At 41.8% G+C, this 15,085-nt stretch carries 18 protein-coding genes; 13 read left to right on the top strand and 5 right to left on the bottom strand.

Annotated elements, in window-relative coordinates:
* The first annotated feature begins 263 nt into the window (after positions 1–263).
* From A8C56_RS20895 to A8C56_RS20845, 12 genes are all read left to right on the top strand, one after another.
* Positions 264–1,229: a hypothetical protein gene (locus A8C56_RS20895; RefSeq protein ID WP_067760378.1), complete on the top strand. Its 966-nt coding sequence runs from the start codon at positions 264–266 to the stop codon at positions 1,227–1,229.
* A gap of 204 nt (positions 1,230–1,433) precedes the next feature.
* Entirely contained in the window at positions 1,434–1,565 is a 132-nt protein-coding gene (locus A8C56_RS25370) for a hypothetical protein (RefSeq protein ID WP_262492441.1), read from the top strand.
* Positions 1,566–1,719: 154 nt separating this feature from the next.
* On the top strand, positions 1,720–2,241 hold the full coding sequence (locus tag A8C56_RS20890) for a thermonuclease family protein (protein WP_067760376.1): 522 nt from the start codon (positions 1,720–1,722) through the stop codon (positions 2,239–2,241).
* Positions 2,242–2,442: 201 nt separating this feature from the next.
* The gene (locus tag A8C56_RS20885; RefSeq protein ID WP_067760374.1) at positions 2,443–3,555 is read left to right on the top strand and encodes a type I restriction endonuclease; all 1,113 of its coding nucleotides are present in this window, start codon (positions 2,443–2,445) and stop codon (positions 3,553–3,555) included.
* The gene (locus A8C56_RS20880) at positions 3,552–3,902 is read left to right on the top strand and encodes a DUF3157 family protein (RefSeq protein WP_067760372.1); all 351 of its coding nucleotides are present in this window, start codon (positions 3,552–3,554) and stop codon (positions 3,900–3,902) included. Before A8C56_RS20885 ends, A8C56_RS20880 begins: the two co-directional genes overlap by 4 nt.
* Positions 3,903–3,980: 78 nt before the next feature.
* Positions 3,981–4,523, top strand: coding sequence for a hypothetical protein (locus A8C56_RS20875; RefSeq protein WP_067760370.1), 543 nt, complete (start codon positions 3,981–3,983; stop codon positions 4,521–4,523).
* Complete coding sequence (locus A8C56_RS20870) at positions 4,520–5,797, top strand: DUF4407 domain-containing protein (RefSeq protein ID WP_218917214.1); 1,278 nt, start codon at positions 4,520–4,522, stop codon at positions 5,795–5,797. The genes A8C56_RS20875 and A8C56_RS20870 overlap by 4 nt, the downstream gene beginning before the upstream one ends.
* The gene (locus A8C56_RS20865) at positions 5,778–6,872 is read left to right on the top strand and encodes a DUF4407 domain-containing protein (protein WP_067760368.1); all 1,095 of its coding nucleotides are present in this window, start codon (positions 5,778–5,780) and stop codon (positions 6,870–6,872) included. The genes A8C56_RS20870 and A8C56_RS20865 overlap by 20 nt, the downstream gene beginning before the upstream one ends.
* Positions 6,872–8,536: a hypothetical protein gene (locus A8C56_RS20860; RefSeq protein ID WP_067760366.1), complete on the top strand. Its 1,665-nt coding sequence runs from the start codon at positions 6,872–6,874 to the stop codon at positions 8,534–8,536. The genes A8C56_RS20865 and A8C56_RS20860 overlap by 1 nt, the downstream gene beginning before the upstream one ends.
* Position 8,537: 1 nt before the next feature.
* Positions 8,538–9,044, top strand: coding sequence for a hypothetical protein (locus A8C56_RS20855; RefSeq protein ID WP_067760365.1), 507 nt, complete (start codon positions 8,538–8,540; stop codon positions 9,042–9,044).
* Positions 9,045–9,300: 256 nt separating this feature from the next.
* Positions 9,301–9,816, top strand: coding sequence for a hypothetical protein (locus A8C56_RS20850; RefSeq protein WP_157098048.1), 516 nt, complete (start codon positions 9,301–9,303; stop codon positions 9,814–9,816).
* Between the two features lie 10 nt (positions 9,817–9,826).
* Positions 9,827–10,096 (top strand): helix-turn-helix domain-containing protein, encoded by a 270-nt coding sequence (locus A8C56_RS20845; protein ID WP_067762373.1) that lies wholly within the window; start codon positions 9,827–9,829, stop codon positions 10,094–10,096.
* A 21-nt stretch (positions 10,097–10,117) separates the two neighbouring features.
* Here the strand turns inward: A8C56_RS20845 and A8C56_RS20840 are convergent, their stop codons facing one another.
* The 4 genes from A8C56_RS20840 to A8C56_RS20825 all read right to left on the bottom strand — a co-directional run bounded on the left by A8C56_RS20840 (position 10,118) and on the right by A8C56_RS20825 (position 13,134).
* Positions 10,118–10,648: a hypothetical protein gene (locus A8C56_RS20840; protein WP_157098047.1), complete on the bottom strand. Its 531-nt coding sequence runs from the start codon at positions 10,646–10,648 to the stop codon at positions 10,118–10,120.
* Positions 10,649–10,886: 238 nt separating this feature from the next.
* Positions 10,887–11,441 carry a hypothetical protein gene (locus A8C56_RS20835; protein ID WP_067760358.1) on the bottom strand — a complete coding sequence of 185 codons (555 nt, stop codon included), beginning with the start codon at positions 11,439–11,441 and terminating at the stop codon, positions 10,887–10,889.
* 70 nt (positions 11,442–11,511) lie between these two features.
* The gene (locus A8C56_RS20830; RefSeq protein WP_067760356.1) at positions 11,512–12,117 is read right to left on the bottom strand and encodes a hypothetical protein; all 606 of its coding nucleotides are present in this window, start codon (positions 12,115–12,117) and stop codon (positions 11,512–11,514) included.
* Positions 12,118–12,639: 522 nt separating this feature from the next.
* Positions 12,640–13,134 (bottom strand): hypothetical protein, encoded by a 495-nt coding sequence (locus A8C56_RS20825; protein ID WP_067760354.1) that lies wholly within the window; start codon positions 13,132–13,134, stop codon positions 12,640–12,642.
* Positions 13,135–13,416: 282 nt separating this feature from the next.
* On the opposite strand from A8C56_RS20825, the gene A8C56_RS20820 reads away from it, so the two are divergent.
* Positions 13,417–13,665 carry a helix-turn-helix domain-containing protein gene (locus A8C56_RS20820; RefSeq protein WP_067760352.1) on the top strand — a complete coding sequence of 83 codons (249 nt, stop codon included), beginning with the start codon at positions 13,417–13,419 and terminating at the stop codon, positions 13,663–13,665.
* Between the two features lie 406 nt (positions 13,666–14,071).
* Here the strand turns inward: A8C56_RS20820 and A8C56_RS20810 are convergent, their stop codons facing one another.
* Positions 14,072–15,043: a hypothetical protein gene (locus tag A8C56_RS20810; protein WP_067760350.1), complete on the bottom strand. Its 972-nt coding sequence runs from the start codon at positions 15,041–15,043 to the stop codon at positions 14,072–14,074.
* Between the last annotated feature and the right edge of the window lie 42 nt (positions 15,044–15,085).

Genomic DNA, 15,085 nt, shown 5'->3' with positions numbered 1-15,085 from the left:
GTGGGGAGGATATTGATTGCGGAAGCCGGTAAACGCTTCCCAAAACCATTTAAAGACAACCGCTTTCAACATCCCGGAGCAATCAGTGCTGTACAGGAGCGCTCTTAGCAAAGGAGCCATTCAACTGAGTGCACAACAAAAATAGATCGATGTAATAGGTTGATTATTAATCGGTTCCGATAATTCCGGTCTTTCCATTTGAATTCCGGTAATGTTTACGGGATTCCGTAAATTCCGTAGCTTTATTGCACAAACTTTGTAACATGTTTGAGCAATACCAGGAACTTGTTTTGCAGCTTTATGAGAAAAAGCAGCGTGAAAATGACCTGCCGTTAGATCTTATGCAGCCAACGCCGGCAAAAATCAAAAAAGCATGTTTGAGGGCTTGTACAAAAAGATTTTCCAGGAAAGATGGAAGAGTCTTGGAAGCTTTTTTTGGAGAAGGGAATGACCAGGCAGTAATACTGAAGGCGATAAAGAGATATGAAGCAGATAAGTTCAAAGCACTGATAAAATTTCTGAGAAAAGAAACCGCATCAACAGACGAAAAAAATATTGAGCTCCTTGCCTGGTTGATCGGTTTTGAACCAAGGCCTTTTGAGTTGGGAAGACATTACGATCATCCTGAAAACTCAGAAACAACGATTGACGGAACGGAGAAATATAACTGTAACAAAGAAAAAAACGGGGAGACCTCCAATGGATCCGACCAACCGGACAAAGCGTTGACGAATCCGAATGAAGGACTGCAGATAGCGGTTACCAGGTCTGGAACTAATTTTTCAAAGACCGGTTTTCATATTAAAAAAGGGCCTGTTGCTCTTTCGGCAATTATAGTAGTATTGGCAGGAATCATTATTTATTGGGTTGGAACAAATAAGAGTGTACCTGGTCCTATGGCGAGCTCAATGAAAGGTTCCTGTATGTACTGGGCCGGTGATCATTACCAGCAAATATCCTGCAGCCAAAAAGTGCATGGCGCTTTAGTAATTGCGCTGGATTCTGAAAAGCTGGTTTATTTTAAAAAGATAACCCGGCCGGATACGATTACGGAAGCAGATATTAACAAGGTATTTTACATAAAGTTTGGCAGAAAAATTGAGTTTTATACAGAAAGGGGTGTACATCCTGTTTATACAGAACGCACACTAAAGCCTCTGACCGGGTATATTTATGAAAAACATATCCTCCCTTTAAAAAAGCAGCCGCTGCCTGTAAAGTCAAATTAGCAGTGTGGGGTTTACCTTTCTTTGGTCTGGAATAATACGGTTTTCCGTAATGCTCCGGTTCTCCGTGCGGATACATTTGCAGAAATAAACAGAAGATGAAGTCTTTTAATCGCTCTAAGCGTTGCGTTTTTATCTTTTTATTCCTGGCCTCCTGCAGCGCCGCAAGTAATGAGCGCCTGTATGTTGCTGAAGCGGGATACAAAAATGAAATGGCAACCTGTACCGGCAGCAAATCATGCAGGGCCTGTAAAAATTGCAGGTATTGCAAGCATTGTTCAAAAGACGGGGGCAGTTGCGGGGTGTGTAAGTAATTTTAAAGATGCTCCGGGCAATTAAATTGTTGTTGGTATTTACGGCTGATTGCCCCGGTTCGCGTCCTCACGAATCGAAAAAGGTTATACCCATGCTGCATCCATTCATTCCGGTTTTCCGTAATGAGGATACTCCCTGCAATGATAAGTTTGTGCAAAAGCAATAACTCTTCTAATAAATGATCCGCTGGAGTGCAACCATTCTTTTGCTGCTTTTGATTGCCTGTAATGGCTTATCGGGTAAAACGTATAACAGCGGGCTGAGCGGTGCTGAAAACAAAAAAGCCTACAAGGTAATTGGCATAAAGGATGGCGACACCTTTGTATTGCTGATCGGGGGGAAACAACAGGTGGTGCGCCTGGCGCATATTGACTGCCCGGAAAAGAAACAGCCCTTTGGAAACCGGGCCAAACAGTTTGCTGCCGGCTTATGCTTTGGTAAAGAAGTGACCCTCATTCAACAGCATCAATACGACCGGAATAAGCGGCTGATCGCAGAAGTGATCCTGGAGGACGGGCGGAACCTCAACAAAGAGCTGGTAAAGAATGGCCTCGCCTGGCATTTTAAAAGATATTCTCACAGCAGGGAATATGCGGCACTGGAAACGGCCGCCCGGCTTCAGAAAAAGGGGCTTTGGGCAGACGAAAAGCCGGTGGCACCTTGGAACTGGCGGCATCGCAAAAAGCCCTTCGGAAAGTAGTACCAGGGGGTTATAAGCTTGTGCAACCAAATGTATATAATCTATTAGCCTGCTTGAAAAGCACCGTTTTTTTAAGATAAAAAATTTTACTGTTTACGGTTTCCCGTAATGGATGTGAAGGATCGCCGGTTACCTTAGCTGTAGATTATTAAATGTTTTTGTTATCAAAAAAACTGCTGTTCATAAAATAACTGCCGTAAAATGGAAAATGATTTAAAACTAAAGCTGGAGCAGCTGCACCAGAGGGTAGCTGCGCTGAAAGACCAGATCCATACAGAAGAAGCTACAAAGAATGCCTTTGTAATGCCTTTTATCCAGATCCTGGGGTATGATATTTTTAACCCGACCGAAGTGATCCCCGAATACATTTGCGACATCGGGACAAAAAAAGGAGAGAAGATCGATTATGTGATCAAAAAAGAGGACAAGCCCATCCTGATCATTGAATGTAAGCACTGGAAAGAAAATGCAGATGCGCACAATTCCCAGCTGCACCGGTATTATCATGTTTCCAAATCGCGTTTTGGAGTACTGACAAACGGGTTGGTATATAATTTTTATGCAGACCTGGAGCGCCCGAACATTATGGATGATAAACCCTTTTTTACCCTGGAACTTTCCAACCTTAAAGACTCCGGTATCAAGATCCTGGAAAAATTTACCAGGAACGGCTACAACCTGGAAGGCATCCTGGATTCAGCGGAGGACTTAAAGTATATAAAGGCCATCCGGAACGAGTTTGAAAAAGAGCTCAAAGATCCGTCGGATGAGCTGGTAAAGTTGCTGGTGAACCGATTTTTTGAAAAGCCGTTAACAGCATCCCGGCTTGCCAGCTTTAAAGAATATGCCCGAAGGGCCATCTCCAATTCTATTAATGAGTCCATCAACTTCCGGCTGAAGAATGCCTTAAACATCAATGAGAAAAATCCTTCAAAACAGGAGCAAAGGGAAGTTGCACCCATTGACGAGAACCCGGATTCACCAAAACTGATCACTACGGAAGAGGAAATAGAAGGTTCGCAGATCATAAAAGCTATTCTGCGGGAAGTGGTTCCGGCCGCACGTATCTCCTTCAGGGACACCCAGTCTTATTTTGGCATTTTGCTGGACGATAATAACCGCAAACCGCTGGCCAGACTGCATTTTAATTTTTCAAAAAAGTACCTGGAATTATTTCACAAGGGGAAAGATAATGGCGAGCGGAAGCTGCTGGCATCGCTGGATGATATTTACCAGTACCGGAAGGAATTGCTGGCTACGGTTAGTAATTATCAGAAAAACAGTGAAAAGGAACAACTAAATGCTACACTATGAGCCGGGTGATCCAGTTCTTAATGCTGTCTTTGTTTACTCATGCTTCCTGCGCTCAGAAAAAAGTGAAGCATATCGTAAAGACTACAGATGGGGCCACCGTAAAGCTGTATAGCAATTATACCTGGGAGTATGTCAGTGAACAAAAACCATCTGTAAATAACAAAAATGTAGGGATTAATAACGCGTACAGCTCTGATTTTAGCAAAAGCAGTACTGCAATTAAAAAGAAAACAACTACCCGCAAATCCACCGCCGGCAGGGTATATTACCGGGGAAAAAGAGGCGGCTGCTATTATCTTACATCCGGCGGTAATAAAGTGTATGTAGACCGGAGCCTGTGTAATTAAATGTATCCCTGTATTTTGTTGCATCGGTTTGTATCGGAACAGGATCTTCTTTAATAATCGCAAGTATCAAAACAAGTAATGACGATTTTTTATTTCTCCGACTATATTAAGCCTGCAGGAAAAAAGATAAAATTCGTATTTATCATTATCGGGCGGTTTTTCAGGGTCCTTTTCAGGCGGCGAAAAGCCATTACGCTTTTACAACTTTCTTATGCAGAAAGGTACCTGTTTGACAAAAGCTACCTGGTAATTCGTTACCGGTTCAGAAACGCGCTTTGGTACAACTTTAAAAATATTAAGAGAACAACAGAACAGGAAATTCTTATTCTGAACCTGAAAAATGTGCCTGTAATACCGGTTGAATTGGTGGTACATGGATTTTTTAAGAAAAAAAAGTTTCTCATTTCTGTAATTGCTGAGAAAACCGTAAAAAGCAAATTGTTTAAAATAGAATTAAGAAAACTGAATGACACGGGCAAAGTTATTAAAGCGCAACTATCCAACTATTCAAAATTAGCGGTTACTACTCCAAACATCCAGTTGAAACATTCCCGGGTAAAACTCAGGTACCCGAACATACAACTCAATCATTCCTTATTTAGCCAAACTGATTTTATATGAAAGTAAGAGACTATTATGTAACTCCGGCCTCAAGCAGTGTCATGCGGTTTTTATGGAAGGCCGCGGGTGGCGACCGGTATTTGCTGGAACGGGCAACCTATAGCGACCAGGTAAAGTATATGTGCCTGGGCGGCATTGTATTTGCAACCGGGGCAATGGCCGGCCTTGCAGGCGGCTATGCATTTTATACGATCTTTTCTCCAAAAACGGCGGATGTTCTTGATAAAACAAAAACGGTTGTTCAAAATACAACCTATATCCCTACAGATCCCCAAACGGTGATACTATCTGTTTTATTCGGTATCATATGGGGGCTCATCATTTTTAATATTGACCGGTTTATAGTAACAAGCACGGGTAAAGGCGATGGTACAGAAGCCATAACCTGGGGAGAACTAAAAGGGGCCATCCCACGTATCCTGATGGGTGCCATCATCGCATTGACCATTTCCAAACCGGTTGAAATAAGAATGTTTAAAACGGAAATTGATCTGGCGGTGCAAAAACAACAGGAAAAAGAAAAACAAGCGGGGATTGAACAGGCAAAAATAAATTATGATAAAAAAGTGGCTGATACAAAAGCCAAGCTGGGAAAAATTCAGAATGATATTGACGCGAAAGAAGCCGCTATTACCGATCTGCGTTCAGAAATTTCCAAAGAAATAACAGGTAAAAATGGTAACGGAGCAGCATTTGGACCCAGGGCTGAAGAATTGGAACGCCAGGCGGGCATTATAGAAAACCAATTGAAAGAGCTGAAGAATACTCCGGAATATCTTGCTGCATTAGCGGATATGAAAAAATTTGATGACGAAAAGAAAAGTGACATAGCAAGTGCCGAGCAAAAGGCCGCTACATTAGACGGCTTGCTGATCAGGATACAGAAAGCCCATGAAATAGCGGGCTGGGTTATTTCCCTTTTTATTACCCTGCTGTTTATGGCAATAGAATTAACACCGGTTTTCTTTAAGCTGATGCTTATAAAAACGCCGTATGATTACCTGGCCGAAAACCGGGATGAGCTGATAAAAGCAGAAAACGGTATTGAAGTTCGGTATGATTATTATAAAGATAAAGCAGGGCAGGAACGGCATTTGGTAATGAATCATGAAGCAGATAAAATGGTTTATGAAAAAATAAAACTAACGGATATACAAAAGGAGCTTACAAATTATGCAGTGGAGCAATATAAAAACAGGGAAAAGAAACGAATTGATGAAAACCTTGATGACTATATAAAAAACATACCTCCTGATGAATCAGGCAATTCATAATTTAAGACTGCTTTTCTGTTCTTTTTCAGGCGAAGACGATTTTATAATACGGAAATGTAGTACCGGTATTCAAATCCGGTTTGCGTTGATAGGAGCATTTGTGCTATTGATATTTGTTGGTTGCTGGCTGAGTGCAGGGCTTTTTGTATCGCATATTTTTGACAATGCCCGGTGGATCAGTATTCCTGTAGCCGTTGTTTGGGCATTTTTGGTTACCCTTCTTTACTTACTGTTATTATACACCATTTCTCCGGCGTTATTGCCCGTAGCACAAAAGAAAACGATCATTCAGAATGGCAAAAAAAAGAAGATCATTATTGAAGAAAAGAAAAAAGAGAAAAGACTGTTGCTGAGCTTTTCATTTTTATTCAGGTTGGGTTTAATAACCTTTCTTGCGGTAGTGGTAGCACAGCCCGTTAATGTGTGGATCTTCTCTCATAATTACGAGGAAGGTGACCGGTTTGCCGAAATACTAAAATCCATTCTCAACAATCAACCGCTGTCCTGGATGCTAACCGTTTTTGTTTGCAGCATTCTGTTGCTTCCTGTTTATTTTAAATATGGCATAAGGAAAATTTCAGTAAAAAGTTTCAGGGATGATTTTGAAAGCAGGGATACGGAAAAAGGGCTGCGGCATTTGAGGGAACAATTAGGGGGGAATATTACAGACTTTGATAATTTATCTAAACAGATTCTTTCTGTTAATATCAATTCCATCCGCACTGCGGATTTTTATTTTCAAAAATCACTGATTGAGTATAGGATCATACTTGAAGAATATGAGCAATTTAAAAAAGAATACACCATCCGGCTGGTTGAAAGGAACAGGCATTATAACAGGACCTGTTGGGAAAACTTAATGCCACATCTCAATAGACTGGAGAACATAAATCCGGAGAAATATCAGCTGCTGTATGCACAGTTGGAAAATGACTTACAGGTGCAGGAAAGCGCGTTTGAAAAATATGAATACTGGGCAGATCATCCGTTTCGTACCAAATATAAAACGGCAACAAGGAAGCTGACTGCTGAAACGGAACTGTTACGGACTTTTTATCAGGAAAATAATGAATAATGGAAGAACAGATATTTCTTGATAAAAAGGGCCGGAAATACAGGCTGGTCAACAAAACAAGGGAAGTACCCAGGAGAACCTATCTGTTGGGTACATTGTACGGGAAGTATTGGGGCGAAATGGATGGCAGGAAAGAATTGGAATATAAGCAGGCTCAGTTTTATGATTTCCATATTTATGAAGCGGAAGTATCCAATGCCGCCATTAGCCGGACTCCATTTACTTTTACGCCTGATGTTCAGTTTCCAAGAGAACGATTGCCAAAATTGCTCCCCGTTATTGTAGAAAAGGATGGGAAAGAATATGAACTGAATATCCACGAACCACAAATAGCCAATGTTCATTTTATAGCAGCGTTGCATCAAACGGAGGGTAATGAAGTTTTTGGTACTATTGAAGCACGAATAACAGGCTACTTACTTGATTTTTGCACAGAGGATTACGAGGAAAAGGAATATTTGCAAGATGTGGAAACAGGAACCGCTCAGCCTGTAAAAAGCGCAACAGGGCCTGTAAAAACGGTTATACCAACAGGGAATATTGAGTTTAAAAACGGATACCAAAGAACAGAATATTATTATTCCAACTACAAGACAAAATACTGGGGGGAGTGGCAATACAAAAGGCCCTTAACAACACCGGTGGGCGAGGGTTGCCTGTCTTCCTCGGTTGGCGTTTTAAGTGGAATTATCGGGCTGGTATTCCTGGTGTTACTGCTGCCCAAAATTGCAATCATGCTGCCTTTTTTGTTGTTGTCAGTCATTTTCCGGCTGGTCCCTGAGCTGTTTTGGACATGGATCTTCAGGGGCATCGGTGCAGTGCTCCTGGCGGGAATTATTGTTTCAATTATTAATACAAGCCAGCGTTCCGAACACCCTTCTGTTCCAAAATCCATCGTTCAGGATAAACCCAAAGAAAGGAAACGCCACTACTACCCGGTAACAGATACCGTTAATCAAACATCGGTTAAGGATTCGCTTATTACACATTACCGGAGCTGGAAGGATTATGACGGCAACGAATATGCGGGGAAATTCTGGGTAAAGAAATCTGCGCTTATGAATGCTTCTTCCTTTAAGAACAATTTAAACAGCCGGGGTAATACAGAAGATAGCTATAAGGAGATGGTGTATCGTTTAAAAGAAAACGATAAAAATAATTTGCCGGGTGTTTATCAATTATTTGACAGCATTAGAACCGTAAAGCATTTACCTGCAGATAAATTTGCAGAGCTCATTGTTTCTTTTGTGCAGGATATCCCCTATACCGTTGTATTGCCGGATGCCTGCGATGGTTCCTTGTATGCCGACAATTTTATCAAAAGCTATTTATCCGGCAATGATGCCCGGTGCGATGGGTATGAACGGTTTGGCATTAATACACCCGTGGAATTTATGGCTACGTTAAGCGGCGATTGCGATACCCGCACTTTATTACTCTACACCATGCTTTCGCATTATAGTTATGACGTTGCCATGTTGAACAGCAACTACTATAACCATTCATTAATCGGTATAAACCTGCCCTATAGCGGTATTGCATATACTTATAATGCACAGCGGTATGTATTATGGGAAACAACGGCAGCAGCTATAAAACCGGGAATAATACCCAACAAAATAACCAACTTAAATTATTGGAGCATATCACTTAAATCAGAATAATATGGAAACGGCAAAAGCAATCACCTTAAGTATAGCAATAATAATAGCCCTGGCTATTATTTTAATGAGCATACAATTGCTGCTGCGCAAGGCAAAAAACAGAGACTCCGAAGATGGAAAAACAGAACCGGCCTTTGGAGTTTGGTTTGCAACGCTGTTCTTATCCGGTGCGTTCATCATTGCAAAAGAAGTTGCTGTATTTGCTGAAGCCGTGGATAATATTTACAAAATAAATTCTGCCACGGCCCTGTTTGAATGTTTTAAAACAGGTTCATTGTTTACCGGCTTAAGCATTGTATGGTTGTTGCTTTGGTACTTCATTGCAAATATGCTGTTTGTTATGGTTACCGGAAAAAGAAACGGAGCAAAAGAAGTTGCTGCCGGCAATTTTATGTTCTTTCTTGTAAGGGGAATGGTATTAATAGGGTTTATCATTTGCCTTTTGCCAGTTTTTGAAATGATCCTTAGGGTATTTGTTCCGGCTGTTCCGGTTCCGTTCTATCATTAATGAGTGTAAATAAAGTCTGGGCTGATGCTGTTTGGGAATAAAGATACCCATGGGCTTTACCATCAAATATTTTTATAGAAATACCGCATTTTAAGCTTGTATTTGTGTAATTTTATAGAAAGGGATTAAATACTAATGAAAACACCGCAGTCTATATTTATAAAACACTAATGCATTCAGAACCAGGTGTTTCATTAAAATTTTGCTGGGAAGAATAATGAACTTGCTAATTAACTTATAAGTGAATACCTTTGCTTTGGAAATATGGGATGATGAAGGGCGTAAATGCAGTTTTTACAGTGTACGCAGGATTCATGCATCGGAAAATGAAACAGATCTGTTCTTTAATAAATACGATCAGTTACCCGAATATAAGCGGGCAGCTCAGCAATTGCTGAGTTTTATTTTGGACAGTATTGGAGATGAGCATGGTGCTATTGATGCCTTGTTTAACCGTTTTGAAAATGAAGTAACAGGGTTGCCCAATAAAGGCCGGGTTCAAATTGGAGCGCTTGTTTTTCTATATCCCAATTTTCCGTTACGGTTATACGCGTTGCGTATTAAAAACAGGGAAGACCTGGTTGTTTTATTTAATGGAGGTGTAAAATCTGCCCAAACCAACCAGGCAAGCAGTGGCTTGAATATTAAATGGAGAGAAGCCTGCCGGTTTGCTCAGCGGATAGAGGAAGCCCTTAGAACCAGGGAAATAATTGTGGATGCAAAAAACAGGAAATTGAAGTCGTCAGATAATAGCAGTGAAATTATTTTATAAATTCATAAAGATGAGAAGTAAGGTTGCAAAGAGAATTCTGGATGAAACCCCGGAAGAAGTGCGCATTTTTGTTCGGCAATATACCAATATTGTTGTGCGTATCAATGAGCTGATGCGGCAAAAGGGCTACACGCAAAAAGCGCTTGCCGAACGTATGAATAAAAAACCCTCAGAAATTAATAAATGGTTAAGCGGGAATCATAATCTTACGCTGAAAACGATTGCTAAACTGGAGGCTGAATTAGGCGCCCCCATTATAGAAGTGAGAAAGGCTTCATAAGGGGCAATTCCGTAATTGCTCCTATTGCAATGAATTTGTCATTGCAATAGCCAGCTGTTCGCGCTGTTTGGCCAGCTCCAGCCGGTATTGCAGTATTGCCTGCTTTTCCGGGCAGCAATTGTTCATGGATTGTAAAACGGCGTCTTCCCGTATTTTTAAAAACAGGGTACGCCCCTTATCCGTATAAATCTTTCTTTGCAAAATAATAAACCGGAGCTTGGCTTCCAGTTTCCGGTAGCGTTGTTGTTGCTGCTCCAGCAGCCGGCTCAGCCGGGCTACCTCAAAGCTTGCGGTGGCTACCTCCTGCTTCCAGAAGCGGGCTGCCTGCTGCCGTATTTTTGAGCGCGCATGTGTAACGGGAATTGCTTCTTTGCAGTCGCTTTTACAAAACGCCTGCCAGTCGCCCTGCAGTTGGGTAAATTGTATCAGTGCGGCTGTGGGTAAAGAGCGGTTGCCTTTGAGGTGATGCCCTACCACGCTGTGCGAAACGCCAAAAAGGCCCGCCAGTTCGCGGATGGTAAAGCCGGTTTCTTTCATAAATTGTTTCATCATCCTGTTTTTTATGCCCGCCCGGCTGAATGCCGTTCGGACGGATTTTAGTTGGATGCTTTTATAAAGCGCCTGGTGCAAATGCCGGTTGTAGACAAAGATATTGTAGATTTTTTAAATGTCTACAACCTGCTTGTCTACAATTGATTTTTTTGCCATTGCAGGTGTTCTCACCTGCAAACGTTTTCAGGATTCACCAGCTGCGCAATAAGTAATTCAGGCACTGGCCTTGCAATCCACCTCAGCATGCTGCCACCAGCCATGCCATTTCCAGCAGTTTGGAAAGATAAAACCATACGGCAAACACATTTAGTTCAATGCCAATGGCATTGCCGGTTAAGCTGTGGTACAGTAGTGCATGCAGGGCCGCCTTCCAACGCTCCCGGGGCTGGTAGTTAAAAAATTTCCGCAGCACTTTGTAAAGCCGGGCATACTCTCCTTGCGTAATAAGATAAGCAGCAAAGTTGCGCTGGCCGGGCGGTGCGGCTGTTTGAAAAACGGATTGATACCCCCCGGGCTTTTTTACCTGAAGCCGGCTGCCTCCTGTATAAATGGCATAGGCCGCATCAATAACGGAGCTAATGGCCATAAAGGCCTGGCAAATGGTGTAAGGCGGTATTTTGCCGGCGGGCTTTGGCTGGTCAATAAAAAGCGGCAGGTACAGCAATAGTTTGCGCAGCTGGTCAATACTGCCGGCATGTTCAAAACAAAGCGCAAACACCCGGTAGGGGTCGGTAGTACATTGCTGGCACCAGCTTTCTGTATGAAAGGGATCCATTGTTTTTATGATGTTCATAAGTTTTTATTTTGGAGTAAAACAACAGGAGTTTTTTTTAATCAATGCTAAGAGGAGTACCGCCTCTTGTTTACTCCCTGTTAAGCCCTTTAATGGCGCCATCTACATGCATGGTTTCCCTTACATCAATTAAATGCGCGGCTTCTATGAGTTTTGCCAGGTAACAATACAGCGCCAGCACATCCGGTGCCCGGCGCAGGGGCTTTGCAGCAAGGGCCGCCTTTACTATCCTGTGCCAGCTTCTCAGCCATTGTTTTAAGGACTGGTATTTAAAAAAAGCAGCAAAGGCCCGGTAGGGGTTGCGGTATTCTTTTTTGGAAAGAAACCGCGGAAGATCTGTCCATACACTGGCGCTCTTATAGCCGCTGCAATAGAATTTTTTGTTCAGCAGGTTGCCTTCTTCCGCTGTTATGGGGTTGCGTTTTACGGCGGATAGCGCATAAGCGGCAATAAGGGTGGAGCGGATCATGCGCGCATACAGCCATACATCCTCCCGTGGTTTTCCTTTATAGGGTTTTGCAGCGCCGGCATGTTGCAGCAGCTTTTTTATAAAATGGCGGTAGCTGCACAGCCCTGCAAATAGGAACAGTTCTGCAAATACCTGCCGCGGGTCTGTAACAGCCTCGCCCTGCCAGCGGGTGGTTTTAAACGGGTCCTTAAGGGTTTTGTTTTTCATATGTTTTTTATTTTATAATGCATCATTTTTACGTCATGCCGAGCGGAGTGTAACGTAGCCGAGGCATCTCTTTTTTCCTGTCCAAATGCTTGGCACTCATAGGTGCCTTAAGAAAAAGATAAAAGGTTCAATCACAGGGTTTATAATTATCATTTTCCACGTTTTTTGCTTGCCCAAAAAAGTGGAGCAACCGACCGAAGGGAGCTCATGAGCACCTGAAAGCAATAAAAAAATAAGCGAATAAAAAAGGGCACCGACAATCGGTTGCGGGGGCGATTGTCGGGGGAATATCTATTGAGCGGTGTGCTTGGCAAATGAGCTTTGAACAGTTGCTTACGCATTATCTTTTAATCGTCATGTTGAGCGGATCCCGCGGTAGCGGGAGCAGTCGAAACATCTCTTACAAATCAGGGGAGACCCCCGTCCGAACGGTGTTCAGTCGGGCGGGCTTCGGCTCCTTCCGCGGAATGCGTGGCAAGACCTATGAGGTCTGTTTCATGCCGGGTAAAGACCTCATAGATCTTACGGCGGCATGGCGCCGGGGAAGGCGGTGATGATTTCACCGCTGGTGCTGGCTATAACCGTAATGACGGTTACGGTATTCCCTGCCGGGTCATACCCCACAGCCATACCCGCATCCCATACCCGTTGCAGGTGGCGGCTGCGGGGCACCCCAGCCCCTTTGGGTTCGGGCAGGGGCATGGCCTGTTGCGCCCCTGCTTCTTTTATACAAGCTACAATTTGCGGTATAGCTATAGTAAACTTGGCCGTGTACGGATGGCCGGGTATTTTATAATAATGCCGCTCTAAAATATGCGCCAGCGCCTTGGCACTCAGGTACCAGCTTTGGCGCAGCAGCTTTTTACGGTGCTTTACCGGCAGCTGCCAGATAAGCGCCTCCTGCAATTGCTGCAGCCAGCTTTGTGCCTCTGCCAGCAGGAACAGGGCCTGCAGCCATTGGGCCTCATTAAAATGGGGGTTGGTGTTTTGCACTGGTGTAGTAACGGCGTTATTCATAACAAAAAAGTTTTAGGCCGGGCACCCGCACAAAAAGGCGTGGTGCTCAACTTACCGACTTGAGGTACTGGTACACCCACACACGGATAAGAGAGCCCACGCCTAGGTCGTGAGCCATTCTGCTTATCGTCTCGTGTGTTTAAAAATTACCAGTTTTCAAGTCGAGACTGAAAGCGAATGCTTCAAATAATTTTATGAAGTAATCGCAAAAATATTATTTCAGCACAAATATAGTAATATAAATCAAAATGTGAGCTATAACTCACTTTATTTTTTTTAACATTGGCAGACCTTGGAAATGTGAATAAACTTGAAAAGCGATATAATCAGGAAATAAGTCTATTTGGTGAACGCCTTCGAAGACTCCGAGAACAGAAAAAGTTAACACAGCTCGATATGGAAATTGCTTCCGGAATTAACAGAACGGAAATTAGCAGGATAGAGAACGGGCAAAAAAATATTGAATTTCTTACCCTTGTTAAACTGGCTATCGCTTTAGATGCAGAAATAAAGGATTTTTTTTCTGACTGATTTTCTTCACATATTTTCCAATGGAGAAGTACAACACAATTTTATCCAGTATTAGTGGCCACAGGAAAAGGACTGGAAGTCCATTCTAAAAAACTGCTGGATTTTTAATTTGAGTTTGAGGAGTGATAATTTAATGCATGGCCTCAGTGCCGATATTTGCAACTACATCAACAAAGAATGGATAACCCAATGAAAAAGTTCTATGCGTTCTTTTGCTTATGAACATGATGTAGATGAGAAGACAATACGGCAAATTATTGATTTTAAAAATGCATCGTATAAAATCAGCCTTTATACCTTATACAAAATGTGTACTGCAAGAGATTTAACGCTTGAGGAGTTTTTCAGGTTGGTTAAGAGGTAATAGTATTAACGTTTGCGTCGTTTGTTTTAAAATTGCTAGCTATTACGTTTCTTCGTTTGAAAATAAATCAAGAAATGGTTTGTCAAGAAGTATAAGTTCGCTAAATATTATTCTTGGTCTCTTTTCTATCAATTCCCCTTCTTTTGAAATCCGATCAATGCGCCCTTTGATTAAACAATTTGAAAATAATTTTGATTTGTGCTCGTTGATATTACCTTTTTCTGGAGAACATGTAAGAACATGTCCTTTATAAAAGAATCCAATAGTATTTGAGTTTTCATTTCCTCTTGTAATGTGTCCTCCAAGTTCAATATATTGCCCGTCTTGTAATTCTGGGAATAAAATTTCGTCATCTTCATCCTTACTGTAAAATATTTGCTTTTCACTAATGGCTACGCGGACTTTTCTTTCGTCATCTTTGACGTCAGTATCATTGAGTCCTATTTCTAATTCTCTTTGGGGTTCAATAATTTTTGTTATTTGGGCAAATATATTTTCGGGACAACCTGCATATTTTTCTAGATATTCAATCGGAACAGAAAGACTTTGATTCTCATCATTTTTTATTATAACAATTTTATTGTCTTGTGTAAACTCAACATCTTTAAAGTCTCGCTTCCGCATTGTCTTTAAGTGTTTAGCTATTTTTATTACCCATAAAAAAGCTTGAAAAGCTTTTTTAAATATATCCTTAAAGCCTATCTTTTCAAAATCTCGTTCAGCCATCTTCTCTAATGCTTTCTTACTATAAGCTCCGGCACTAATAAGTGCAATAGTTTTAATCCATTGCTCAATATTTTCCGGAATTAATGCTTCCCAACTACCTTTTTGAATTTTTATAGGAATTTCAAATTCTATATCTTGAATATCTGAATTTTCTTGATAAAGAAAATATCTTAAAGATTTGTCGAAGCCATAAAGGGCATCAGCTGATTTCTTTGCATCTAAATACCCATCTTCGACTAAATCCCCGTAATACTTTAAATACGCTAAAACATCTTGATTTGTCGTCATTTCAATTAATTAAGCACCAAGCGAAGTTAGTTGCCAATTAGT

This window comes from Niabella ginsenosidivorans (assembly GCF_001654455.1).
Taxonomy (GTDB): Bacteria; Bacteroidota; Bacteroidia; order Chitinophagales; family Chitinophagaceae; genus Niabella; species Niabella ginsenosidivorans.
The sequence above is the reverse complement of the archived record's forward strand: the minus strand, read 5'-3'. Positions and strand labels throughout refer to the sequence as shown.

Excerpts from the sequence above, each read along its gene's own strand:
- A8C56_RS20895 (WP_067760378.1), top strand. The coding sequence starts at position 264 with ATGTTTGAGCAATACCAGGAACTTGTTTTGCAGCTTTATGAGAAAAAG.
- A8C56_RS25370 (WP_262492441.1), top strand. The coding sequence starts at position 1,434 with ATGAAATGGCAACCTGTACCGGCAGCAAATCATGCAGGGCCTGTAAAA.
- A8C56_RS20890 (WP_067760376.1), top strand. The coding sequence starts at position 1,720 with ATGATCCGCTGGAGTGCAACCATTCTTTTGCTGCTTTTGATTGCCTGT.
- A8C56_RS20885 (WP_067760374.1), top strand. The coding sequence starts at position 2,443 with ATGGAAAATGATTTAAAACTAAAGCTGGAGCAGCTGCACCAGAGGGTA.
- A8C56_RS20880 (WP_067760372.1), top strand. The coding sequence starts at position 3,552 with ATGAGCCGGGTGATCCAGTTCTTAATGCTGTCTTTGTTTACTCATGCT.
- A8C56_RS20875 (WP_067760370.1), top strand. The coding sequence starts at position 3,981 with ATGACGATTTTTTATTTCTCCGACTATATTAAGCCTGCAGGAAAAAAG.
- A8C56_RS20870 (WP_218917214.1), top strand. The coding sequence starts at position 4,520 with ATGAAAGTAAGAGACTATTATGTAACTCCGGCCTCAAGCAGTGTCATG.
- A8C56_RS20865 (WP_067760368.1), top strand. The coding sequence starts at position 5,778 with ATGAATCAGGCAATTCATAATTTAAGACTGCTTTTCTGTTCTTTTTCA.
- A8C56_RS20860 (WP_067760366.1), top strand. The coding sequence starts at position 6,872 with ATGGAAGAACAGATATTTCTTGATAAAAAGGGCCGGAAATACAGGCTG.
- A8C56_RS20855 (WP_067760365.1), top strand. The coding sequence starts at position 8,538 with ATGGAAACGGCAAAAGCAATCACCTTAAGTATAGCAATAATAATAGCC.
- A8C56_RS20845 (WP_067762373.1), top strand. The coding sequence starts at position 9,827 with ATGAGAAGTAAGGTTGCAAAGAGAATTCTGGATGAAACCCCGGAAGAA.
- A8C56_RS20840 (WP_157098047.1), bottom strand. The coding sequence starts at position 10,648 with ATGATGAAACAATTTATGAAAGAAACCGGCTTTACCATCCGCGAACTG.
- A8C56_RS20835 (WP_067760358.1), bottom strand. The coding sequence starts at position 11,441 with ATGAACATCATAAAAACAATGGATCCCTTTCATACAGAAAGCTGGTGC.
- A8C56_RS20830 (WP_067760356.1), bottom strand. The coding sequence starts at position 12,117 with ATGAAAAACAAAACCCTTAAGGACCCGTTTAAAACCACCCGCTGGCAG.
- A8C56_RS20825 (WP_067760354.1), bottom strand. The coding sequence starts at position 13,134 with ATGAATAACGCCGTTACTACACCAGTGCAAAACACCAACCCCCATTTT.
- A8C56_RS20810 (WP_067760350.1), bottom strand. The coding sequence starts at position 15,043 with ATGACGACAAATCAAGATGTTTTAGCGTATTTAAAGTATTACGGGGAT.